Genomic DNA, 21784 nt, shown 5'->3' on the forward strand with positions numbered 1-21784 from the left:
AAGAATATGCTACCTCGCATAGTATTTGGTACCGCGTGGCGCGACTGCTACCTGCAGTTGTTGTCCTCCTATCCGTTATGGCTGTGCCCGACGAGTTAGCCAACACAAACTACGTGGGGCTAGCAGTTTCCGGACTAGGAATAGCTGGGACTATACTGTATTATGCTCGCAAGCGCCGACACCAGTCGGTTGAGTCAGCGTTCACACTCTTTTGGGTATGGGCGCTACTGCAACTGCCAAATTTGCTGATTGATACTCTGCAAGGCCGCCAGCCACTCTGGGATACTAGCGATTTGCTCGGCCTGCGCTTCTATATGGGATTCAGAACCAGCGCGGGCAATTTGCTGCAAATTGGCTTAAACGCGCTACCTTTTTTGTATTTCGCTTGGCTGCGCCGCCTGCGTATTGCCGAAAACTTCAACGAATAGCAGCCTCCTTAGTTGGTGGTGCTAGCCAGTATTATTTGCCTATGTACGACCTCATCGGCGACATTCACGGCCACGCCGACGAGCTGCGGGACCTGCTAGCCCACCTCGGCTACCAGCCCGATGCGGCCGGAGTACCGCGCCACCCGGGCGGCCGCCAGGTTATTTTCCTGGGTGATTACGTAGACCGCGGCCCCAAAATCCGCGAAACTCTGCAGCTGGTGCGCGGCATGGTGGAGGGCGGCACGGCACTGGCCATTTTGGGCAACCACGAGTATAATGCGCTGGCGTTTTGGCAGTTTCACCCGGAGGGCGGGCACCTGCGGCCGCACAAGCCGCAGCACATTTTGCAGCATCTCGAAACCATTAGGGAGTTTCGGACCAAGGAGCTGTTTGCCGAGTGGCTAGGCTACCTGGAGTGGTTTCTGACCCTCCCGCTGGCCCTGGAGCTGCCTGGCCTGCGCGCCGTGCACGCCTGCTGGGAGCCCAGACACATCGACTATTTGCGCAGCCAGCTGCCCGGCCTGCGCCTCACGCCCGACTTCCTGCTGCGGGCCAGCCGGCGCGGCAGCCCCGAGTACGAGGCCACCGAGGTTACGCTGAAGGGCCGCGAAGTGCGCCTGCCCGGCGGCCTCAGCTTTGCCGATAAGGACGGCCACCGGCGCGAACTTATGCGCGTGCGCTGGTGGCAAAACCCCGCCACGGCCGCCGCCTACCACGATTATTACCTCGAAGACCTGGCCGAGCTGCGCGGCCAGCCCGTAGATGCCGCCAGCCTCGACCCCTGGCACTACCAGGATGAGAAGCCCGTTTTTTTCGGCCACTACTGGCTGCGCGGCACGCCCCGGCTTTTGCAGCCCTACGCCGTGTGCCTCGACTACAGCGTGGCTAGGGGCGGCCAGCTCATCGGCTACCGCTGGGATGGCGAGCAGGTGCTGAGCGCCGACAAAATGGTGTGGGTGCCGGCAAGCTGAGCTTGCGGGAGAGTTTAAAACAGCCTAGCCTACTCATGACGCATTCCACTCCCGCCTTCCAGCCCGCCGCTAGCCTCGCCTGGGAAGAAACCGGCCCCGGCGTGCGCCGCACGCTGCTGGCGTATAACGACGCCCTGCTGCTGGTCAAAGTCGAGTTTACAGCCGGTGCCGTGGGCGCGCTGCACCAGCACGTGCACAGCCAGATTTCCTATGTAGAAAGCGGTGAGTTTGAGGTGACCGTGGGCGGCGAGGTGCACGTGCTGCGCGCCGGCGACACGTTCTACGCCGCCCCCAATGTGCCGCACGGCGTGGTAGCCCGGCAGGCGGGCGCCTTACTCGACTCGTTCAACCCCGTGCGGCTCGATTTTCTGCCTGCCGCCGGCTAGGCCCCAGGCCGTACCTTTGCCCTTGCAGTGAGCCACCCCACCGCCGCGCCCAACGCAAATGCGGGCGGGGAGGAAAGTCCGGGCTACGCAGGGCACCCTGCTACCTAACGGGTAGGACTGGCCAATCGGGCCAGGACAGCCAGTGCCACAGAAAATAACCGCCCGCAAGGGTAAGGGTGAAAAGGTGCGGTAAGAGCGCACCAGCGGCTGGGCAACCACGCCGGCTGGGTAAACCTCAGGGGTTGCAAGACCAAATAAGCAAGCGCGTTGCTAGCCCCCCGGGGCCGGCAGCACCGGGCGGCCCGCCCGGGTTTGCGGGTAGGTCGCTGGAGCCCACGGGCGACCGTGGGCCTAGATAAATGGTGGGGCCGCCGCCGCCGGAAACGGCGAAGGGCGGACAGAACCCGGCTTATCGGCTCATTGCGTAATTTCGGCGGCTGCTTTCGCAAGAGGGCAGCCGCTTTTTTTCATATAAAATCGTTTGTCATTGCGAGCGCAGCGCGGCAATCTCCTCAGAACGAGTCGTTCGGGTGTCGTGCGGGTGCGCTTGCCGCGCTGCGCTCGCAATGACAATTAGATTCTACTCCCCGCCTCATGCCCCGCATTCTCATCATCGACGACGAAAAAGCTATTCGCAACACGCTTAAGGAAATCCTGGAGTTTGAAAGCTACACCGTGGACCAGGCCGAGGATGGGCCGGCGGGGCTGGATTTGCTCATTCAGCAGAAGTACGACGTGGTGCTCTGCGACATAAAGATGCCCAAAATGGATGGCCTCGAAGTGCTGGAGCGCGCCCGCACGCTAGCCCCCGACGCGGCCTTCATCATGGTATCGGCCCACGGCAACATCGAAACCGCCGTAGATGCCACCAAGAAGGGCGCGTTCGACTTCCTGCCCAAGCCGCCCGACCTCAACCGCCTGCTCGTAACCGTGCGCAACGCCCTCGACCGCAGCAAGCTGGTAACCGAAACGAAAACCCTTAAGAAAAAGCTAGCCACCACCAAGGGCTCCGAGATGATAGGCACCTCGGCCACGCTGGGGGCCGTGCGCAAGGCCATCGAGAAGGTGGCCCCCACCGATGCCCGCGTGCTCATCACCGGCCCCAACGGGGCGGGCAAGGAGATGGTGGCCCGGCAGCTGCACCAGCTGAGCCCGCGCGCCAACGGCCCGCTGGTGGAGGTCAACTGCGCCGCCATCCCGAGCGAACTAATTGAGAGCGAGCTATTCGGCCACGAAAAAGGTTCGTTTACCTCGGCCGTGAAGCAGCGCATCGGCAAGTTTGAGCAGGCCGACGGCGGCACGCTTTTCCTCGACGAAATCGGCGACATGAGCCTCTCGGCCCAGGCCAAGGTGCTGCGCGCCCTCCAGGAAAGCAAGATAACCCGCGTGGGCGGCGAAAAAGAGATTTCGGTGAATGTGCGCGTGCTGGCCGCTACCAATAAAAACCTCTTACAGGAAATAGCCGACAAGAACTTCCGCGAGGACCTCTACCACCGCCTGTCGGTCATTCTCATTCAGGTGCCCGCCCTCAACGACCGCCGCGAAGACATTCCCGAGCTGGTGCAGAAGTTCTTGCAGGACATCGCCGCCGACTACGGCAACAAGCCCAAAAAAATATCGGACGGCGCCCTCAAATACCTGCAAGGCCTCGACTGGCGCGGCAACATCCGCGAGCTGCGCAACGTGGTCGAGCGCCTCGTCATTATGAGCGACGCTACCATTGAAGAAGCTGACGCCAAGGCGTTTGCGGGGAAGTAGTTCGCTAGGGCCGCTTTACCAAATAGCAGCGCCAGCTTCGTTAGGAAGCTGGCGCTGTTGTCTTTATCGTTGTTCGGGCGGCTCGCCTACTTCGCGCTACAACAGTCCCGCGGTGAATGATAATACCACCTCAGTGCGGTTGCCCGGCATTTTGGCGATGGTATCAAAGGTAGCAATCCTAGCGGCTTCGCCGCCACCAAAGTCAAGCTCTGTTCGTATCCTCAAGTGCCTAGCATTTTTAGCGGCGTAGCTTTTCAAAGCTCGCACACCCGCTTTTATATCTACTGGCGCGTCAACACCGGGCACAGTTTCATTCATAAGCTCACCAGCTGCTGCGTACCAGTAGTTTAAATTAGAATTATTCGCCCTGAATCTTGAAGTTTCAAAACGAAACGTCAGTACGTAAGATTCGCAGCCCCAATTCGTAATTATTAATTTATCTCCGTTTTTAAAGCGCACTGTTTCCACGCCCGTCATACTATCCGGCTGCAAAACGAAACTGGTCGCCGGAAAATAGTTCTTCTTGATAATTGGCTCAGCTTGCCCACGGACGCACCCTACACTCTTTTCTACTGTCGAGTCCTGTGGTGGCTGTTTATTATCAGTTAAGGCTGCCCTAGCTGAGATTTCGGATTTTCCTGCTTGCTCATCTGCTTTCAAGTCACAAGCCGAAAGCATAGCTAGCGAACTAACGACTAGTATTTTGCTCCAATAATTCATAGTTTTGCTACTCATAAAATAATGCCTACACCAACTGGCTGCACCCCCGAATATCCGAATTATCGAGCCGCCCCAGCACTTCAAAAGCGCCGCTAGGGTGCCGGCGCGCCAGGTCCTTGGTTTCGATAAAGGCGCAGCTGTCCACGTTGGCCAGGTCGATGACATTGATGGCGCCTTCGGGGCGGTCTTCGGCCACGAAGAAGGGGTCGGCGGGGTCGCGCAGCAGCACGCGCAGTTGCGGTGGGCAGTAAAACAGGCCCTCGCCCGGCGAGTAGGCCTGGCTTAGCAGCTCGGTCATACCGTATTCGGAGTGGATGGGCGCCGGACCGAAGGCCGCTTGCAGTTCCTGGTGCAGCTCCTCGCGAATCATTTCGCGGCGGCGGCCCTTCATGCCGCCCGTTTCGAGCACCGTGAGGCCTTGCAGCTCGGGCGCGGCGCCAACTTCGGCGGCCAGGTCGAGCAGCGCGTAGGTGACGCCGAAGAGCAGCACGCGGCGGCCGGGCTGTTGCTTGGCCTCGGCCAGGGCGCGCAGCAGGCCGGCGTGGTCGCGCAGAAAAAAGGCCGGCTGGGTTTGCCCCGAGCGCTGGGCAAAATCGGCCACCATGGCCACCAGCGACGACTCGCCCTGCTCTAAGTAAGACGGCAGCAGGGCCAGAAAAACCCAGTTGGTGAGCGGGCCATAGGCCGCCTCGAAAATGGCCGCCGCGTTGGCCCGGTACAGGGCCGGGTCGCGCACGAGGTGGCGGCTGCGCTGCTGCAAGGTGGTGCCGCTGCTACGGAATATTTCCTGCGGCTGCCACTCGCTAGGGTCGGTGCGCACCTCCTGGGTTTTGAAAAACTCGATGGGCAAAAAGGGAATCTCGGCTAGCCCCTGCACGCGGGCGGGGTCGCGGCCCAGGCCGGCCAGGTAGGCCTGGTAGGGCGGGCAGTGCGCCGCCTGGTGCCGAAACAGGGCCAGCGCCGCCGCTTCAAAGGCCGGGGGCGCCAGGTGGGTAAGCGTGCGGTAGGCGGGGCCTAAAAAGGTGGCGCGGAAACTCATAACAAAAAGCGGGGGTTAGGCAAAAAGTGGCCCGGGGCAACTGGCTGCTTACATTTACGCCGGCACAACAAACCAACCGGCCGTGCGTTTTGCAACGCGGGCGGCGGGGGCAGCGGCGGGCTTCTTTATTTTTGCGTTAGCGTATGAAATTTTATCGACTAGCCTCGGCAATCGGGGGCATGGGCCTGCTGGCGGGCGGCCTCAGCTCTTGCCTGAAAGCACCCGAGTATTCCACCACGCCCTCCATCAGCTTCAACCAGATTCAGCGGCGCCGCTACACGCCCACCAATGTTAAGGAGCAGGTGCTGGATACGATAAGCATTAAAATTAATTATCAGGACGGCGACGGCGACCTCGGCCTGACGGCCGACGAAGTGGCGGCCCAGCCCACGAAGTACTCGGGCCGGTTTGCCAAAAACTACTTCATCGAGCCATTCGTCAAAAATAAGGCAACCGGCAAATACGAGGCGCTCACCACCGTGGGCGTGCCGTTTCCAAACGTCTACAACGCGGGCCAGTACAACGGCCTGTACCTGCACCCCACCGCCAGCACCGATACCAAGGCGGCCCCCATCAAAGGCACCCTCACCTACACGCTGATTCCGTTCGGCCTGGGCGACATTTTCGTGCCGGGCCAAACGGTACGCTTCCAGGTGAGCATTGCCGACCGGGCGCTGAACGTGAGCAATACCATCATGACCGACAGCGTGGTGATTCCGCCCCGCTAGCCCTCAGGTAAACACAGATACCTTAAAAACACCGGGGCCTCCGTTTGCTAAGCAAGCGGAGGCCCCGGTGTTTTTAAGCCTAGTAAATGGCCGGAAACTGGCTAGGGTCGGTTTCGCGCAGCATTTCGTAGGCCGCGTCGAATACGTCCTCCGCGTTGGGCTTCGAGAAATAATCGCCATCCGAGCCGTAGGGCGGGCGGTGGGCCTGGGCCGCGATGCAGCGCGGGGCCGAGTCGAGCAGCTGGTAGGCCTGCTGGCCGTCGAGCACCTGCTGCAGCATGTAGGCGGTAGCGCCGCCGGGCACGTCTTCGTCGGCAAAAATCACGCGGCCGGTTTTGCGCAGGCTGTCGGCAATGAGCTGGTCGGTGTCGAAAGGCAAAAGCGTTTGCACGTCAATTACTTCAACCGAAATACCGACTTCGGCCAGCTGCTTGGCAGCATCCAGCACAATGCGGCACATCGAGCCGTAGGTCACAATGGTGAGGTCGTCGCCGGGGCGCAGCACCTCGGGGCGGCCTAGCGGCAGGGTAAAATCGCCCACGTTGGCCGGCAGCTTTTCCTTGAGGCGATAGCCGTTCAGGCACTCAATCACGATGGCCGGCTCGTCGCTGCGCAGCAGCGTGTTGTAGAAGCCCGCCGCCTGGGTCATGTCGCGCGGCACGCACAGGTGCATACCCCGGATGGCCCCGAGTATCATCTGGATGGGCGAGCCCGAATGCCAGATGCCCTCCAGGCGGTGCCCGCGGGTGCGCACAATAAGGGGAGCCTTCTGGCCACCCTTGGTGCGGTACTGCAGGCAGGCCACGTCATCGCTCAGAATCTGGATGGCATAGAGCAGGTAATCAAGGTATTGAATCTCGGTAATCGGCCGCAGGCCGCGCAGCGCCGCCCCAATGCCCTGCCCCACAATGGTGCACTCGCGAATGCCGGTATCGGTCACGCGCAAGGCCCCAAACTTCTCCTGCAAGCCCGCAAAGGCCTGGTTCACATCACCAATGTGGCCCACGTCTTCGCCGATGGCGAAGATGCGCGGGTCGCGCGCAAAGTTGGCCGTGAAGCAGGCTTGCAGCACTTCGCGGCCATCCACCAGGGGCGCGTCGGCGGCGTAGGTCACCGGCACTTCCTCGATGTTACCGATGGCCTCGTCGCTCTGGCTGAAGAGATAAGAGTTGTAGCGGTCGGCGTTTTCGGCCTCGCACTGCTCCAGCAGGCGCTGGGCGGCGCGGCGGCCCGCGCTGGGCCGGTTGCCGCGCACCTGGCGCAGGGCCCGGCGCAGGGTGCGCACAATGTCGGCCCGAATAGGTGTCACATTCGTTTTCAGGCTGTTAACTAGCTCAGCCAGGCTGTTTTCTTCGCCAGCTTCGGCCACCATCTTATTCAGCACCACCAGCGCCTCTTCGCGCTCCTGCTGAATGGGGTCGAAGAAGGCGCTCCACGCCGTGGTGCGCGCCTGCTTGATGGTAGCGGCGGCGGCTTTCTCAATCTGGGCCAGCTCGTCTTCGCTCGCCACGCCTTCGGTAAGCAGGTGCTCGCGGAACTTGGTGAGGCAATCGTGCTCCTCCTCCCAACTCAGGCGGGCCTTGGGCTTGTAGCGCTCGTGCGAGCCGCTGGTGCTGTGGCCCTGGGGCTGCGTTACTTCGGTTACGTGCACGAGCACCGGCACGTGCTGGGCGCGGCACACGGCGGCAGCGCGCTGGTAGGTATCTATGAGGGCTGGGTAGTCCCAGCCGCGCACCACAAAAATCTCGAAGCCGTCCTGGCCTTCGCCTTCGCGCTGGAAGCCGGCCAGAATGGCCGAAATGCTTTGCTTGGTCGTCTGATACTCAGCGGGTACTGAAATGCCGTAGTGGTCGTCCCATACCGACATCAACATGGGCACCTGCAACACGCCGGCCGCATTTATCGCCTCAAAAAACACGCCCTCCGAGGTACTGGCGTTGCCAATGGTGCCGAAGGCCACCTCGTTGCCATTCACCGAAAAATCGGTAAACTGGTGTAGCGCCGGGTTTTGGCGATACAGCTTGCTGGCGTAGGCCAGCCCCACGAGGCGCGGCATCTGGCCGCCGGTGGGCGAAATGTCGGCCGACGAATTCTTGGTAGAAGTCTGGGGCTTGAACTGGCCGTCGTCGTCGAGCAGGCGGGTGCCGAAGTGGCCGTTCATGGCACGGCCGGCGGTGCTGGGGTCAGCCTCGGGGTCGGCGTGGGCGTAGAGCTGGGCAAAGTATTGCTGCCAGGTCAGCTCGCCGATGGCCACCATAAACGTCTGGTCGCGGTAGTAGCCCGAGCGGAAATCGCCGTTTTGGAAGGCCCGCGCCATGGCTAGCTGGGGCAGCTCTTTGCCATCGCCAAAAATGCCAAACTTGGCCTTGCCCATAAACACCTCGCGGCGGCCGGCCAGCGAGGCGTGGCGGCTTTCCCAGGCCAGGCGGTAGTCGTCGAGCAGGTCGGCTTTGGAAAGGGAGTGCACCGGGATTTCGGCCGGCGCTAGCAGCGCGTCAGACATAAATGGAGAGCGTAAGGAATGGGTGGGTGGGAAAGAGGGAGAGCTAGGCTGCAAATTTACGAAATAGCCCGGGGGCCGGCCGTATATTTGCCTTTGCCCCTGGCCGGCCAGGGGTAAGTTATTGTTAGTCTAACACATCGGGCTGGCCAGACCTTTGCTTTTCCTACCCATGCGACTCCTTTCTACCCTAGCCCTGTGCCTGCTGGCGCTGGCCGCCCGCGCCCAGGGTGTGCTCACCTTCGAGCGCACCGACCACGACTTTGGCAAGGTGCCCGAGGGCACGATGGCCACCTACGAGTTTAAGTTTAAGAATACCGGCAATCAGCCCATTGTAATTGCCAATGCTCAGGCTAGCTGCGGCTGCACCACCCCCGAGTGGACCAAGGCGCCGGTGCTGCCGGGCCACTCAGGCGTCATCAAGGCGGTGTACAATAGCGCCGGCCGTCCCGGCGTATTCGCCAAAACCGTGACGGTGATGAGCAATGCCTCGGAGCCCAGCAAAGTTCTCAGCCTTAAGGGTTCGGTATTGACCAAAGAGGAGCTGCGCGCTACCCTCACGCCGGCCCAGCTAGCCGCCTCCCCTCGCCTGGTGCTGGAGCGGCCCGGCTATGATTTTGGCCGCATCGAGGCGGGGCAGCAATCGGTGGCGCGCATCGGCGTGCGCAATACCGGCCCCAAAGACCTGGTGTTGAGCACTATTTCCTCCAACTGCTACTGCGTGGGCTACCGCGCGGCGCCGGCCCCCATCAAGCCCGGCCAGAGCGCGGTGGTAGAGCTGGTGTATGCCCAGCGCACGGTGGGTCCGGCCACGGAGGTGGTCACGCTGGACTCGAACGACCTGCACGGCGATACCAAGCTCACGCTTAAGGCCAACGTGGTGAAGGACCTCGTGCCCACTAGCCTCGTGAAGGAGAGCGGCGCCTCGGTGCCGTTTAAGTAGTCGCTAGCCCCTCGTTCAGCGTAAAGCCCTGCCGGATTGGCAGGGCTTTTTTTTAGGTCCGCTTCTTGATTGATGTAGGTACATTATTTTTGCCAAAAATTTAACGCTCCTCCCCTCATGAACCCTGCAACATCCTCCCCCACCACCGAAGCCTACGCCGTGCCCGCGGGCACCAGCATCGGCCACATTCACTTGCAAGTCACGGACATGCCGCGGGCGCTGGCCTTCTACCAGGGCCTGCTAGGCTTCGAGGTGATGCTCGACATGGGCTCGGCGGCCTTCCTCTCAGCCGATGGCTACCACCACCACATCGGGCTCAATACCTGGCACAGCCAGGGTGGCCGCCCGGCCGTGCGCGAGGGCGTAGCGGGCCTTTACCACGCCGCCATTTTGTATAAAGACCGGGCGGGGCTAGCCACCGTGGTAAAGCGCCTGCTGGCGGCCGGCTACCCGCTGCGCGGGGCTTCCGACCACGGCGTGAGCGAGGCCATTTACCTCGACGACCCCGACGGCAACGGCCTGGAGCTGTACTGGGACCGCCCCCGCGCCGAGTGGCCCACCACGCCCGATGGCCAGCTGACCATGTACACGCACCCGCTCGATGTGCAGGGGCTGCTGCGCCTGGCGAACTAAAACCGGGCCGGCAGCGTAGCCGCGACTGTATCTTTACGGCACGTTTTCTCCTCCCACTTCCCCCTCCCCTGCCCCATGATTATCGGTGTTCCGAAGGAAATCAAGAATAATGAAAATCGCGTTGGCCTGACCCCGGCCGGCGTAGCTGAGCTGCGCAAGCACGGCCACTCGCTGCTGGTGCAGGCGAGCGCGGGCGAAGGCTCGGGCTTTGCGGATGCCGAGTACGAGCAGGCGGGCGCCGTAATGCTGCCCACCATTGCCGACGTGTACGGGCAGGCCGAGATGATTATCAAGGTGAAGGAGCCGATTGCCGAGGAGTATCCGCTCATCAAGGAGAATCAGCTGCTGTTCACGTACTTCCACTTCGCCAGCGGCGAAGAGCTAACCCACGCCATGATAGCGCGCAAGGCGATTTGCCTCGCTTACGAAACCGTGGAGCTGCCTTCGCGGGCGCTGCCGCTGCTTATTCCGATGAGCGAGGTGGCCGGCCGCATGGCCCCGCAGGAGGGCGCCAAGTACCTGGAGAAGCCGCTGAAAGGCCGCGGCATCCTGCTAGGCGGCGTGCCCGGCGTGAAGCCCGCGCACGTGCTGGTGCTCGGCGCCGGCATCGTGGGCACGCAAGCTGCTAAGGTGGCCGCCGGCCTCGGCGCGCAGGTGACGGTGATGGACATCAGCCTGAACCGCCTGCGTGAGCTTGACGACTTCATGCCCAAAAACGTGGTGACGCAGTACTCGAACGAGTACAACATTCGCGAAGCCATCAAAACTGCCGACCTCGTGGTGGGCGCCGTGCTGATTCCGGGTGCGAAAGCCCCGCACCTCATCACCCGCGACATGCTCAAGACCATGCGCCCCGGCACCGTGCTCGTGGACGTGGCCGTGGACCAGGGCGGCTGCATCGAAACCTGCAAGCCCACGACCCACGAAAACCCGACTTTCATCATCGACGACGTGGTGCACTACTGCGTGGCCAACATGCCGGGCGCTGTGCCCTACACCAGCACCCTAGCCCTCACCAACGCCACGCTGCCCTACGCCGTGAAACTCGCCAATCTGGGCTGGCAGGAAGCCTGCCGCCGCGACGAGGCCCTGCGCCTCGGCCTGAACGTGGTGCACGGCGAGGTAGTCTACAAAGGCGTAGCCGAAGCCTGGAACCTGCCCCTCGTGGACGTGGATTCGGTGCTCGAAGGCGCCGCCGTATAACTAGTAGCGCGGACTTTGCAGTCCGCGCCTGCCTTGTTCAAAACGCGGACTACAAAGTCCGCGCTACGCTGCCGAAAAAGCCCGCCGGATGTTCATCCGGCGGGCTTTTTCGTACTGCTCAAAACAAAAGCGGCTAGCCAGGGGTAAATTGTCCCCGCTTCGCAACCAATGTTTATTCTTTCGTTTTTACTGGCGCTGCTTCCTTGGCTAGGCCACCCGCCGCTGGCCAAGGCCCCGGCCCAGGCTAGCCCGCCGATGCTCAATTTTCCGGTGCCGGCCGGGGTCGCCAACCAGCTCTTTTACCTCCAGCGCGACCCGAATACCAACACCGTCATCTACCAGCTCAATGTGAACCGGGCGGGCCAGCTTGATGACGATGAGCCGATTAACGTGTTCTGGCTGCGCTACGACGAGCAGGGCCAGCGCAAAGACCTCAACTACATTCAACGCAAGTTTGCCTACGGCCTGAGTGCCGAGAAGCTGGCGCCCGAGAAATACCAGCTGAAATTCGCGGCCTATAACAAGGTTCCTTTTTACCTCATGCGCTGGGGCGCCGACCGGGCGTTCCACGTATTTACAGTCATCAGCAACCGGCAAATTGTGCTTTCCCGCGTGTACTTGCGCATCGAGGGCGGCACGTTTTGGGTGCCCAACGTGCGCTACATCGAGTTTAAGGGGTGGGATGCGGCGACGCGCGCCCCCGTGGTTACGCGCATTGCGGTGTAGCCACGGCCCTAGCCGGCCGCCAGCTGGCTAGCCTCGGCGTAGGTCGGGATATCGGCCAGGCGCTCATTGGTGCCCGCCTCAAAATCGACGCGCCAGCAGTAGTGCACCAAGCCATTGCTGAGCAGCAGTAGCGGGGCGCGCATGGTTTGGTTGTAAGTGGCGGCCTGCTGGGCCACGGCCGGCGTAATGGCCACGCTTGGGCGCTTGCACTCTACCAGCAGCAGCGGGCGGCCGGCGGGGCCTAGCGCCACGAGGTCGGTACGCTTCTGGCGCTGGTTGTAGCGGTGGCCGCGCTCCAGGCTAAGCAGGCCGCGCGGGTAGCCCAGGTGGCGCAGCAGATACTGCGCCACGTGCTGCCGCACCCACTCCTCGGGGGTCAGCACCACGTACTTGCGGCGCAGCTCATCCCAGATTTCCGGGATATTCGCCAAATTTTGCCTAATTTTGTGGTCGAAAGGCGGCAGGTCCAGCACTTGCATCACCTCCAAAGGTACGGGTTTTGGCAGTCGCATTTCGCCTGGGTTTACCACCCGCCGCGCCGCCGTACCCTACCGGGTAGGCGGCTTTTTTGTTGCGTTGCGCTTGTCATTGCGAGGAGGAACGACGAAGCAATCGCACCTGAATAGTCCCCGAATGGAGGTGTATAGCTCGTCCTGATGCGATTGCTTCGTCGTTCCTCCTCGCAATGACAACCATCGTTCACTAACTCATTAATTCACCAGTTCACCCCTTATGAAGACCAAAGAAGACATTGTCAACAACTGGCTGCCGCGCTACACGGGCGTGGCACTGAGCGAGTTTGGGCAGTACATCCTGCTCACCAATTTCAGCAACTACGTGTACATGTTTGCCGAGCAGTTCGGCTGCGAGGTGCGCGGCACCGACAAGCCCATGCAATCGGCTACGGCAGGCGGCATCACGATTATCAACTTCGGCATGGGCTCGCCGATGGCGGCCACCGTCATGGATTTGCTCTCGGCCATCAAGCCCAAGGCAGCGCTCTTTTTGGGCAAGTGCGGCGGCCTGAAAAAGACCAAGCTCGGCGACCTGGTGCTGCCCATCGCGGCCATTCGCGGCGACGGCACCTCGGATGACTACCTGCCCAAGGAGATTCCGGCGCTACCCTCGTTCCGCTTGCAACGTGCTGTTTCTTCGATGATTAAGAAGCACGAGCTTGATTACTACACCGGCACCGTGTACACCACCAACCGCCGCGTGTGGGAGCACGACCAGGACTTTAAGGACTACCTGCGCCGCGTGCGGGCCCTGGCCGTGGATATGGAAACGGCGACCATCTTCGTGGTGGGCTTTATGAACGATATTCCGCACGGTGCGCTGCTACTCGTGAGCGACAACCCCATGACGCCGGAGGGCGTGAAAACGGCCGAGTCGGATTCGAAAGTGACGACCAATTTTGTGAAGCAACACCTCATGATTGGTATTGAGTCGCTGCTGGAGCTTAAGAACTCGGGCGAGTCGGTGAAGCACCTGAAATTTGAATAAGACCACTGATTGGCGCGGATTTTAACGAATTTCGCGGATTTTGTGGACGATTGCGGCTAGCCCGTTCTCTGGCGAGAACGGGCTTAGCTTTGTCCGTTGGGTTCGCTTCGGAACTTTGCATACTGTTTTGTACCATGCACTTTGTTTATAGACTTGGCAGTACTATCGGCCTTGCGCTTTCGCTGGGCCTGGCCGGTTGTCAGCCTCAGCGTGAGGCTGTTGACTTGCTGGTGACCAATGCCACGGTGTACACCGTGGACTCGACTTTCAGCAAGGCGCAGGCTTTTGCGGTGCGCGACGGGCATTTTGTGGCCGTGGGCACTACGGCTGATTTACAGGGCCGCTACCAGGCGGCCCAAACAGTGGATGCGCAGGGCCAGTTTATCTACCCCGGCTTTTACGACGCGCACTGCCACTTCTACCGCTATGCGCTGGGGCTGCGCTCGGCCAACCTGGTGGGGGCTAGCTCGTGGGCCGAAACGGTGGGCCGCCTCACGCAGCACCGCCAGCAGCAGCCTAGCGCGGCCTGGCTCACTGGCCGCGGCTGGGACCAGAACGACTGGCCGGGCCAGCGCTTCCCCACCAAAGACACCCTCGATGCGCTGTTTCCGAACGTGCCGGTGCTCATCGTGCGTGTTGATGGCCACGCGGCCCTAGTCAACCAAAAGGCGCTGGATTTGGCGGGCGTCACGGCGCGCACCCCCATCAGCGGCGGCATAATTGGGCGCAACGCACAGGGCCGCCTCACCGGCCTGCTCGTGGATAATGCCGTGAAACTGGTGGCTAGCCACATTCCCGAGCCCAGCCCCGCCGAGGCCGAAGCAGCGCTGCTGCAAGGCCAGCAAAACTGCCTGGCCGTGGGCCTCACCAGCCTCGCCGACGCCGGGTTGGACCGTGAGGACATCGAGCGCATGGCCGGGATGCAAAAGGCCGGCAAGCTGCACCTGCGCCTCTACACCATGCTTAACCCTACGCCCGAGAACAAGGCGTATTACTTGCCGAAAGGACCGTTCTTCAGCGATAATCTCACGATTTCCTCTTTTAAAGTGTACGCCGATGGGGCACTGGGCTCGCGGGGCGCGTCGCTGCTAGCCCCCTACTCCGACCGGCCTGCCGAAAAAGGCTTCCTGCTGCAACACCCCGAGTACTACCGGGCGCTAGCCAAAGAGCTGGCGGCCACTAAGTTTCAAATGAATACCCACGCCATCGGCGACTCCAGCAACCGGCTGCTGCTCGACATTTATGGCGCGGCGCTGGCGGGCCAGCCCGACCGGCGCTGGCGCATTGAGCACGCGCAGGTGGTTAGTAAACAAGATATTCCGAAGTTTGGGCAGTACCACATTGTGCCCTCAGTGCAGCCCACCCACGCCACCTCCGATATGTACTGGGCTGGCGAGCGGCTAGGCCCCCAGCGCCTGCAAACCGCCTACGCCTACCAGGATTTGCTGAAGCAGTACGGCCAGGTGGCGCTAGGGTCCGATTTCCCGGTCGAGGACATTAACCCCCTCTACGGCTATCACGCCGCCGTGGCCCGCCAGGATGCCAAGAACTACCCTAGCGGCGGCTTTCAGATGAATAACGCCCTCACCCGCGCGCAAGCCCTGCGCGGCATGACCACCTGGGCCGCCCACGCGGCCTTCGAGGACAAGCGCAAAGGCCAAATCAAGCCCGGTATGCTAGCCGACTTCGTGGTGCTGAAAACCGACCTGCTGACCGCGCCCAAAGAGCAGCTGCGCACCGCACCCGTGCAGCAGACCTGGATTGGCGGCAAGCAGGTATTTGCAGTTAAGTAGTAGCTATTGGAGTAAAAAGAGCGTCATGCTGAGCTTGCCGAAGCCTCTCTACCGCACCGTTGAGTGGAACGGTAGAGAGGCTTCGGCAAGCTCAGCATGACGCTCTTCTTGTTTATTACCTGTGTGTTAAAACTCGCCCATTTCGTCGGCGCTCATGCCATACACGCCCGGCACCGGAATGTCGAGCAGGCGCAGGTACACCGTGAGCTGGCCGCGGTGGTGAATGCTGTGGTTGAGGCCCATAATACGCAAAGCGGCACCCTTGGGGCGGTCCATGAGCAACTGCTCGCCGCGCCGCAGCTGGAAGCTATCGGTCAGCTTTTCGTCATCGCTTTCGCGCAGGGCCTGGCGCAGGTCGGCGCTGAACTGGTCGAAGCGGGCTAGCAGCTCGGCGGTGCTGGTGGGGCTGGGCGGCGGCTTGGGCGCGTTGGGGTCGAGGAAATCGCGCTGGCTGGTTTCGATGAAAAGCTGCTTGAAGCGCAGCAGATTGACGATGTGCGAGGCCAGCTGGCCCAGCTTCATCGACTTGGGGTGCGGCTGGTAATCGAACTTATCGTCGGGGATGCGCTCGAGGACTTTGCGCGTCACGGCCAGCTCGCGGTCAAGCTCTTCGAGGATATTCTGCTGGAGGGAGGAGGTATGCATGGGCAGGTGGGGAAAAACGTTCGCTAGCTCAACCGGGAGGGTGCTAAACGGTTTGGGGTCGGCCCATTTCGGCGGCGGCCGAGGCGGGCGGGGGCGGCAGCGTGGCGCTGCTGGCAGAGTCCTCGCGCAGCTTTTTGCCGCGCAGCTGAAGCAGGAAAATCAGGCCCAGGATGAAGAACACGATGAGCGCCAGAATGCTATTGCGCATCGAGCCGGTTACCTGGTTGATGATGCCAAACGTGGCCGTGCCAATCACAATGCTAAGCTTTTCGGTCACGTCGAAAAAGCTGAAAAACGCGGCCGAGTTGGGCGTGTTTTCAGGGATAATCTTGGAGTAGGTCGAGCGGCTCAGGCTTTGAATAGCGCCCATGGTGAGGCCAATGACGGATGCTAGCGCGTAGAAGCTCCAACCGGCCTGCACGTAGTAGCCCGCCACGCAAATCAGCATCCAGATAAATACCGACCAGCTCAGGGCGCGGGTATTGCCGATGCGCTCGCTGAGCTTGGCAAACAGGTAAGCGCCCGCAATGGCCACTACTTGCAGCAGCAGAATGGTGAGAATGAGCGCGCCCGAGTCGAGGTGCAGCTCGTCGGTGCCGAAGAGCGTGGCCACGTACATCACCGTTTGCACGCCCATATTGTAGGTGAAGTAGGCTAGCAGAAACTTCTTGACGTTGGGCAGCTGCCGTAGCTGGTCCCACACCTTGCCCAGCTCGCGGAAACCGTTGAGCAGCCAGCCACCCTCGGCAGCCGGCGCATCGGCGGGGCGGCCACGGTCGGGCGGCAGCGTGGCAAAGGGAATCTGGGCAAAACCGGCCCACCACAGCCCGGTGAGCAGAAAGGAAAGCTGGGCGGCCCGGGCTCCGCCAATACCCAGCTTATCATGAAATTGATTGATAACTAGGCATATTACCAGCAAAATAACCGAGCCAACGTAGCCCATCGAGAAGCCCTTGGCAGAAAGGGAGTCAAACTTCTCTTCGGAGCTGATTTCGGGCAGGTAGGAATTGTAGAACACAATGCTGCCTGAGAAACCAACTGTGGCCGCTACAAAAACAAACGTGGAAGCTGTGAGTGTGGCAGGCGCAAAAAAGTAGAGGCCTGCGCACGCAGCCGCGCCGATGTAACAGAATATTTGTAAAAAGAGCTTTTTCCGGCCCGAAAAGTCGGCCAACGAGGTCAGAAAGGGGCTAACCAGCGCGATAAGCAGAAAGGAAGCGGAAATCGCATAGTTGAGCAGCGATGAGCCCGGCACCTGCATGCCCAGAAAAGCGACGGGGCTCTGGCCGCTGTCAGTGTGCGTCACTTCCTTGATGACGCTCGACCAGTAAATCGGAAAAATGGAGCTGGTAATGACGAGCGGGTACACCGAGTTGGCCCAGTCGTAGAACGTCCAGCCGGTAGTAATGCGCTTATTGTCTTTTTCGACGGCCGGCGCGGGGGCGGTGGGAGCCATAAAGCTGCTGAGTGAGTGAGCGCCCAAGATACAGCCATTTTAGGGTGGCCGCCCCCCGCATATCCTAATGCCAGTGGCTTACCAGGGCGCTAGGGCTTCCTATTCTATCCGGCAATACCAGCCAATGAGGCGAGCATTTTCAATAATGCAACTTTGTTGCATTATTGAAAATGCTCGCTACCTTTACTCCGTAATTTTTCCCGCTATCATGTTCGACGTACTTATTATTGGTGGCAGCTATGCCGGCCTGAGCGCGGCGCTGGCCTTGGGGCGCGCCCGGCGCTCGGTGCTGGTGCTCGATGCGCGACGCCCCCGCAACCGCTTTACACCTCACGCACATAACCTGCTGTTGCACGACGGCGACGCCCCCGCCGACTTGGCGGCGCGGGCTCGCCAGCAGGTGGCGGCCTACCCTACCGTGCAGCTGCTCGAAGCTCAGGCTACTGCCGCCGAGAAGCGGCCCGATGGCTCATTCACCATTACCACCGAGGCGCACGGCACCTTTGCAGCTAGCCGGCTGCTGCTGGCTACGGGCCTGCGCGACGAGCTGCCGCCGGTGCCGGGCTTTGCCGAGTGCTGGGGCAAGTCGGTGATTCACTGCCCCTTCTGCCACGGCTACGAGGTGGCCGACTTGCCCACCGGCATCTGGAACAATGGCTCTGAGGTGGAACACCACGTGAAGATGCTGCGCAACTGGTCGCGTGAACTTACCGTTTTTACCAACGGCCCCGCCACCTTCGGCCCCGATGTGCACAACTTGTTAAAAACGAACAGTATAGAGTTGGTGGAGACGCCCGTGGCCGAGCTGCTGCACCGTAGTGGCCAACTCACGGGCGTGCGCCTGGCCGATGGCCGCACTCAGTCGCTGCCCGTGCTGTATGCCCGCCTGCCGTGGCAACAAGCCAGCGCATTGCCAAGGCAACTAGGCTGCGAAATTACGGAGCAAGAGCTTATTCGTACCGATGCCAGCTATCGCACCACCGTGCCGGGCGTGTACGCGGCCGGCGACTGCTGCGTAGCCCCGCCGCAGCTGGCCCTGGCCATCGCGGCCGGCAACCTGGCGGGCGCGAGCCTGAGCCGGGAGCTTATTATGGGTAGCTAGTGGCCAACTAAAATACCCAGTGGCTGGCTGCCACTGGGTATTTTAGTTGGCCACTAGCCTCGGACTACTGCCCCAGCGCGGCGTACTGCGCCTCGGTATCGACATCGGTGGCGCCGCCGGGGAAGGCTACGGTGGGCAGGTGGGCGTATTGCTGCAATAGCTCGCGGGCGCCGCTAGCCCCGCGCAGGGCCAGCAGCTGCGGGAATATCTCGCGGCTGAACAGCGCGGGCACTCCCTGCGTGCCCGCGTAGGCCGAGGCCACCACCGGCTGCCGGGTGGCCTGAAACTGCACGATGAGCTGGCCAATAACTTCTTCGCTTAGCAGCGGCTGGTCGCAGAGAATGACGACTACGGCATCTACTTTGGCGGCTTCGGCGGCGGTTTCGAGTTCGGCCAGGCCGGCGGCGATGCTGCCGCCCATGCCATCGGCCCAGGCATCGTTGCGCACTACGTGGAAGGGCAGGCCGTCGATTTCGGGCAATAACTCATCGTGGAGGGCGCCGGTCACGAGCACCAACGGGCGGCAGGGGCTGGCGGCGGCTACTTCGGCGGCGCGGCGCAGCAGCGTCTGGCCTTGGTACTGGAGCAGTTGCTTGGGGCGGGCCAGCCGCGACGACGAGCCGGCGGCCAGCAGCAGCAGGCCCACGGTGGCAATGGGGTCGTTGTGCATAAGACAGTTTTTACAGTTTCAGAGGGCCCAAAAGTAGTTGTCAGTGCGAGCGCAACGCAGTGAAACGCGGCAATCCTTTCTTCACGCTAGGGTAGTAAGCCCTAGGAAAAGGAAAGATTGCCGCGCTTCACTGCGTTGTACTCGCACTAACAAGCGAGGTTAGCTGGCCAGGCCCGCCATCAGCACCTTATCGGGCGTGAGGGGCAGGTCGCGCAGGCGCTTGCCGGTGGCGTGGTACACGGCATTGGCCACGGCGGCGGCTACGCCCACCATCGCAATTTCGCCGATGCCTTTCACACCCATCGCGTTGATGTAGGGGTCGTGCTCCTCCACAAACTCCACGGTCATGTTAGGAATATCGGCATTTACCGGCACGTGGTAGCTAGCCAGGTCGGCGTTGGTGTAGCGCGAAAAATGCTCGTCGCGCACGGTCTCCTCCATCAAGGCCGAGCCGATGCCGAAGATGGCGCCGCCGATAATCTGGCTGCGCGCGGTTTGGGCATTCAGAATGCGGCCCGCGCCGATAACGCTCACCCACTTGCTTACCCGGATGGTGCCCAGGTCCATATCAACCCGCACCTCACAAAAGTGCGCCCCAAACGAATGCATGGAGTGCTGCCCGGCCTGGTCCTTTTTGGTAGGGTCGGCGTTTTTGGCGGCGCTGGCATCTTCGTAGCCCGAGCCATACTTGCCCTGTGCCATGCCTTCGATATCGGTGATTTCGCCACGCTTCATCAGCTCGCCGAACAGCTCGCCTTTCTTGGGGTCTTTCTTCAGGAAAAGCCGGCCTTTCTCCACGGCCACATCTTCAGGTTTGGCTTTGTAGAGCGGTGATTTTTTGTCGATAACAGCTGCCTTAATAAGCTTTTGCCACACATCCTGGCAGGCCAGGAAGATGCTCGACGACACCGTGCCGCCCGCCGTAGAGCCGCCCGAGTTGGGAGCCGTGGGCAGCTGCGTATCGCCCAGCTCGAAGCGCACTTTCTCGATGGGCAGGCCTAGCGAGTCGGCGGCTACCTGGGTCATTACGGTGTAGGTGCCGGTGCCCAGGTCGGTGGCGCCGCTCTGCACCACGGCGTGGCCGTCGGCGTAGAGGCGGGCGCGGGCCGTGCCCTGCGAATTGTGTACCGGGTAGCTGGCCGAGGCCATGCCCATGCCCACGAAGTAGCGGCCGTCGCGGGTGGCGCCGGCCTTAGGGTTGCGCTTGCTCCAGCCAAACAGCTCGGCGCCGCGGGCGTAGCACTGTTTCAGGCTCTTACTGCTCCACTGCTGGCCCGTGCCGTAGTCGTGGTCGGCGTAGTTGCGCAGCCGAATTTCGATGGGGTCAACGCCTACTCTGTAGGCCAGGTCGTCCATCGAGCACTCGATGGCGAAGGAGCCCGGCCCCTCGCCCGGCGCCCGCATAAAGGTGGGCGTCATGACGTTGGCGCGCGCCAGCTCGTAGCTGCTCTCGAAGGCCGGGCTCGCGTAGAGCAAGTCCACAATCTTGGAGTTGGGCTCGGCGTAGTTGTCCCAGGGCGAGGCGGTCGATTTTTTGGTGTGCACCAGCGAGGTCAGCTTGCCATCGGCCGTGGCCCCTAGCTGCAGGGTTTGCTCCTGGTCTTCGCGGTGGCCCATGCTGGTAAACATTTGCTCGCGGGTGAGCATCAGCTTCACCGGGCGGTTCACAGCCTTGGCGGCCTGCACCGTGAGCACGGTGTGCGGCCAGCACGAGCCTTTGCAGCCGAAGCCGCCGCCCAGGTATTTGGTGATAACCCGCACCTGCTCGCGGGGCAGGCCCGTCATGGCCGACAGCGCCGACTGCGTGCGCGTCACACCCTGCGTCGATTCGTATACCGTGAGGCGGTCGGGGGCTTCCCACACGGCCGTGGTCGAGCCTGGCTCCATGGGGTTGTGGTTGTACACGGGGTGGACGTAGGTGGCCGTGAGCTGAATGGGCGCGCTGGCAAACGCGCCTTTGGCATCGCCGCGCTTGGTATGGCCATCCTGCTTGCCATCCTGCACCTTTTGGGGGTCGAATAACTGCGCTTTCGGCTGCTTGTAATTGGCAATCGGGTCGCCCTTCTGGTAGGTCACCTTCACCAGCGTGGCAGCGTGGGTGGCGTGCTCCAGGGTGTCGGCCACTACCATTGCCACGGGCTGGGCGGCGTAAAAAATCTCGTCGCCGGTGAGGGGTAAAAAGCCCATGGGCGCGCCGATATCCTTCTTGCCCTGCGCGTCATTAGGCGTTTTGGCCAGCTTGGGCAGGTTCTGGTGCGTGAGCACGGCAATAACGCCCGGCTCGCGCGCCGCCGCCGAGGTGTCTATGCTTTGAATCTTGCCCTTGGCAATGGGGCTGGTGGCCAGCACGCCGTAGGTAAGGCCCGGCAACGGAAACTCGGCCGAGTACTTGGCCTTGCCGGTCACCTTCTCGCGGCCCTCGACGCGAACGAGCGGCTGCCCAACATAGCCACCGGGCTTATCGAAAAATTGAGGTTCAGAATCCATGATTTCAAGTATCAGTTAGCAATTATCAATTATCAAAAGCCTGCTTTGCGGCTCACCAAGCACCTGTATAGTACTCACTGACAATTGATAACT

20 protein-coding genes and 1 other RNA gene are annotated in these 21784 nt (G+C 61.6%); 13 read left to right on the forward strand and 8 right to left on the reverse strand.

Going from position 1 to position 21784, the window contains the following annotated elements:
- Positions 1-83: 83 nt before the first annotated feature.
- The 5 genes from Q5H89_RS02215 to Q5H89_RS02235 all read left to right on the forward strand — a co-directional run bounded on the left by Q5H89_RS02215 (position 84) and on the right by Q5H89_RS02235 (position 3543).
- A complete protein-coding gene (locus Q5H89_RS02215; RefSeq protein WP_305017658.1) occupies positions 84-428 on the forward strand; it encodes a hypothetical protein in 345 nt (114 codons plus the stop codon).
- Positions 429-469: 41 nt separating this feature from the next.
- Positions 470-1399: a metallophosphoesterase gene (locus tag Q5H89_RS02220; RefSeq protein ID WP_305017659.1), complete on the forward strand. Its 930-nt coding sequence runs from the start codon at positions 470-472 to the stop codon at positions 1397-1399.
- Positions 1400-1434: 35 nt separating this feature from the next.
- The gene (locus Q5H89_RS02225; RefSeq protein WP_305017660.1) at positions 1435-1785 is read left to right on the forward strand and encodes a cupin domain-containing protein; all 351 of its coding nucleotides are present in this window, start codon (positions 1435-1437) and stop codon (positions 1783-1785) included.
- 24 nt (positions 1786-1809) lie between these two features.
- An RNA gene (rnpB, locus tag Q5H89_RS02230) (RNase P RNA component class A) lies at positions 1810-2213 on the forward strand.
- Between the two features lie 166 nt (positions 2214-2379).
- Positions 2380-3543, forward strand: a complete 1164-nt coding sequence (locus tag Q5H89_RS02235; protein ID WP_305017661.1) for a sigma-54-dependent transcriptional regulator — start codon at positions 2380-2382, stop codon at positions 3541-3543.
- 96 nt (positions 3544-3639) lie between these two features.
- Here the strand turns inward: Q5H89_RS02235 and Q5H89_RS02240 are convergent, their stop codons facing one another.
- Positions 3640-4278, reverse strand: a complete 639-nt coding sequence (locus tag Q5H89_RS02240; protein WP_305017662.1) for a hypothetical protein — start codon at positions 4276-4278, stop codon at positions 3640-3642.
- Between the two features lie 10 nt (positions 4279-4288).
- Complete coding sequence (locus Q5H89_RS02245; protein ID WP_305017663.1) at positions 4289-5302, reverse strand: acyl transferase; 1014 nt, start codon at positions 5300-5302, stop codon at positions 4289-4291.
- Between the two features lie 143 nt (positions 5303-5445).
- On the opposite strand from Q5H89_RS02245, the gene Q5H89_RS02250 reads away from it, so the two are divergent.
- Positions 5446-6030 (forward strand): hypothetical protein, encoded by a 585-nt coding sequence (locus tag Q5H89_RS02250; RefSeq protein ID WP_305017664.1) that lies wholly within the window; start codon positions 5446-5448, stop codon positions 6028-6030.
- A 79-nt stretch (positions 6031-6109) separates the two neighbouring features.
- Here the strand turns inward: Q5H89_RS02250 and Q5H89_RS02255 are convergent, their stop codons facing one another.
- Positions 6110-8533 carry an alpha-ketoacid dehydrogenase subunit alpha/beta gene (locus Q5H89_RS02255; RefSeq protein ID WP_305017665.1) on the reverse strand — a complete coding sequence of 808 codons (2424 nt, stop codon included), beginning with the start codon at positions 8531-8533 and terminating at the stop codon, positions 6110-6112.
- Between the two features lie 169 nt (positions 8534-8702).
- On the opposite strand from Q5H89_RS02255, the gene Q5H89_RS02260 reads away from it, so the two are divergent.
- The 4 genes from Q5H89_RS02260 to Q5H89_RS02275 all read left to right on the forward strand — a co-directional run bounded on the left by Q5H89_RS02260 (position 8703) and on the right by Q5H89_RS02275 (position 12035).
- Entirely contained in the window at positions 8703-9473 is a 771-nt protein-coding gene (locus Q5H89_RS02260; protein ID WP_305017667.1) for a DUF1573 domain-containing protein, read from the forward strand.
- 117 nt (positions 9474-9590) lie between these two features.
- Complete coding sequence (locus tag Q5H89_RS02265) at positions 9591-10106, forward strand: VOC family protein (RefSeq protein ID WP_305017668.1); 516 nt, start codon at positions 9591-9593, stop codon at positions 10104-10106.
- Between the two features lie 75 nt (positions 10107-10181).
- Entirely contained in the window at positions 10182-11309 is a 1128-nt protein-coding gene (gene ald / locus Q5H89_RS02270; protein WP_305017669.1) for an alanine dehydrogenase, read from the forward strand.
- 168 nt (positions 11310-11477) lie between these two features.
- Positions 11478-12035: a DUF4833 domain-containing protein gene (locus tag Q5H89_RS02275; protein WP_305017670.1), complete on the forward strand. Its 558-nt coding sequence runs from the start codon at positions 11478-11480 to the stop codon at positions 12033-12035.
- 8 nt (positions 12036-12043) lie between these two features.
- Here the strand turns inward: Q5H89_RS02275 and Q5H89_RS02280 are convergent, their stop codons facing one another.
- Positions 12044-12547 carry a type I restriction enzyme HsdR N-terminal domain-containing protein gene (locus Q5H89_RS02280; RefSeq protein WP_305017671.1) on the reverse strand — a complete coding sequence of 168 codons (504 nt, stop codon included), beginning with the start codon at positions 12545-12547 and terminating at the stop codon, positions 12044-12046.
- 220 nt (positions 12548-12767) lie between these two features.
- Between Q5H89_RS02280 and Q5H89_RS02285 the strand changes: the two genes are divergently transcribed.
- Positions 12768-13538, forward strand: a complete 771-nt coding sequence (locus Q5H89_RS02285; protein ID WP_305017672.1) for an AMP nucleosidase — start codon at positions 12768-12770, stop codon at positions 13536-13538.
- 230 nt (positions 13539-13768) lie between these two features.
- A complete protein-coding gene (locus tag Q5H89_RS02290; protein WP_369810631.1) occupies positions 13769-15331 on the forward strand; it encodes an amidohydrolase in 1563 nt (520 codons plus the stop codon).
- Between the two features lie 126 nt (positions 15332-15457).
- Here Q5H89_RS02290 and Q5H89_RS02295 read toward each other — a convergent pair whose 3' ends face one another.
- Positions 15458-15976: a DinB family protein gene (locus tag Q5H89_RS02295; RefSeq protein WP_305017674.1), complete on the reverse strand. Its 519-nt coding sequence runs from the start codon at positions 15974-15976 to the stop codon at positions 15458-15460.
- A 43-nt stretch (positions 15977-16019) separates the two neighbouring features.
- Complete coding sequence (locus Q5H89_RS02300) at positions 16020-17432, reverse strand: MFS transporter (RefSeq protein ID WP_305017675.1); 1413 nt, start codon at positions 17430-17432, stop codon at positions 16020-16022.
- A gap of 208 nt (positions 17433-17640) precedes the next feature.
- On the opposite strand from Q5H89_RS02300, the gene Q5H89_RS02305 reads away from it, so the two are divergent.
- On the forward strand, positions 17641-18534 hold the full coding sequence (locus Q5H89_RS02305) for an NAD(P)/FAD-dependent oxidoreductase (RefSeq protein WP_305017676.1): 894 nt from the start codon (positions 17641-17643) through the stop codon (positions 18532-18534).
- A 64-nt stretch (positions 18535-18598) separates the two neighbouring features.
- Here Q5H89_RS02305 and Q5H89_RS02310 read toward each other — a convergent pair whose 3' ends face one another.
- Together Q5H89_RS02310 and Q5H89_RS02315 are read right to left on the reverse strand one after the other, a co-directional pair.
- On the reverse strand, positions 18599-19204 hold the full coding sequence (locus Q5H89_RS02310) for a nucleotidyltransferase family protein (protein WP_305017677.1): 606 nt from the start codon (positions 19202-19204) through the stop codon (positions 18599-18601).
- A gap of 159 nt (positions 19205-19363) precedes the next feature.
- Positions 19364-21691: a xanthine dehydrogenase family protein molybdopterin-binding subunit gene (locus tag Q5H89_RS02315; protein ID WP_305017678.1), complete on the reverse strand. Its 2328-nt coding sequence runs from the start codon at positions 21689-21691 to the stop codon at positions 19364-19366.
- Positions 21692-21784: the final 93 nt, after the last annotated feature.

It is taken from the genome of Hymenobacter cheonanensis, assembly GCF_030581075.1.
In the GTDB taxonomy this organism is placed as follows: Bacteria; Bacteroidota; Bacteroidia; order Cytophagales; family Hymenobacteraceae; genus Hymenobacter.

Bases quoted from the DNA above. Each gene is read 5' to 3' on its own strand.
- Q5H89_RS02220 (WP_305017659.1), top strand. From the start codon at position 470: ATGTACGACCTCATCGGCGACATTCACGGCCACGCCGACGAGCTGCGG.
- Q5H89_RS02225 (WP_305017660.1), top strand. From the start codon at position 1,435: ATGACGCATTCCACTCCCGCCTTCCAGCCCGCCGCTAGCCTCGCCTGG.
- Q5H89_RS02235 (WP_305017661.1), top strand. From the start codon at position 2,380: ATGCCCCGCATTCTCATCATCGACGACGAAAAAGCTATTCGCAACACG.
- Q5H89_RS02240 (WP_305017662.1), bottom strand. From the start codon at position 4,278: ATGAGTAGCAAAACTATGAATTATTGGAGCAAAATACTAGTCGTTAGT.
- Q5H89_RS02245 (WP_305017663.1), bottom strand. From the start codon at position 5,302: ATGAGTTTCCGCGCCACCTTTTTAGGCCCCGCCTACCGCACGCTTACC.
- Q5H89_RS02250 (WP_305017664.1), top strand. From the start codon at position 5,446: ATGAAATTTTATCGACTAGCCTCGGCAATCGGGGGCATGGGCCTGCTG.
- Q5H89_RS02255 (WP_305017665.1), bottom strand. From the start codon at position 8,533: ATGTCTGACGCGCTGCTAGCGCCGGCCGAAATCCCGGTGCACTCCCTT.
- Q5H89_RS02260 (WP_305017667.1), top strand. From the start codon at position 8,703: ATGCGACTCCTTTCTACCCTAGCCCTGTGCCTGCTGGCGCTGGCCGCC.
- Q5H89_RS02265 (WP_305017668.1), top strand. From the start codon at position 9,591: ATGAACCCTGCAACATCCTCCCCCACCACCGAAGCCTACGCCGTGCCC.
- ald (WP_305017669.1), top strand. From the start codon at position 10,182: ATGATTATCGGTGTTCCGAAGGAAATCAAGAATAATGAAAATCGCGTT.
- Q5H89_RS02275 (WP_305017670.1), top strand. From the start codon at position 11,478: ATGTTTATTCTTTCGTTTTTACTGGCGCTGCTTCCTTGGCTAGGCCAC.
- Q5H89_RS02280 (WP_305017671.1), bottom strand. From the start codon at position 12,547: ATGCGACTGCCAAAACCCGTACCTTTGGAGGTGATGCAAGTGCTGGAC.
- Q5H89_RS02285 (WP_305017672.1), top strand. From the start codon at position 12,768: ATGAAGACCAAAGAAGACATTGTCAACAACTGGCTGCCGCGCTACACG.
- Q5H89_RS02295 (WP_305017674.1), bottom strand. From the start codon at position 15,976: ATGCATACCTCCTCCCTCCAGCAGAATATCCTCGAAGAGCTTGACCGC.
- Q5H89_RS02300 (WP_305017675.1), bottom strand. From the start codon at position 17,432: ATGGCTCCCACCGCCCCCGCGCCGGCCGTCGAAAAAGACAATAAGCGC.
- Q5H89_RS02305 (WP_305017676.1), top strand. From the start codon at position 17,641: ATGTTCGACGTACTTATTATTGGTGGCAGCTATGCCGGCCTGAGCGCG.
- Q5H89_RS02310 (WP_305017677.1), bottom strand. From the start codon at position 19,204: ATGCACAACGACCCCATTGCCACCGTGGGCCTGCTGCTGCTGGCCGCC.
- Q5H89_RS02315 (WP_305017678.1), bottom strand. From the start codon at position 21,691: ATGGATTCTGAACCTCAATTTTTCGATAAGCCCGGTGGCTATGTTGGG.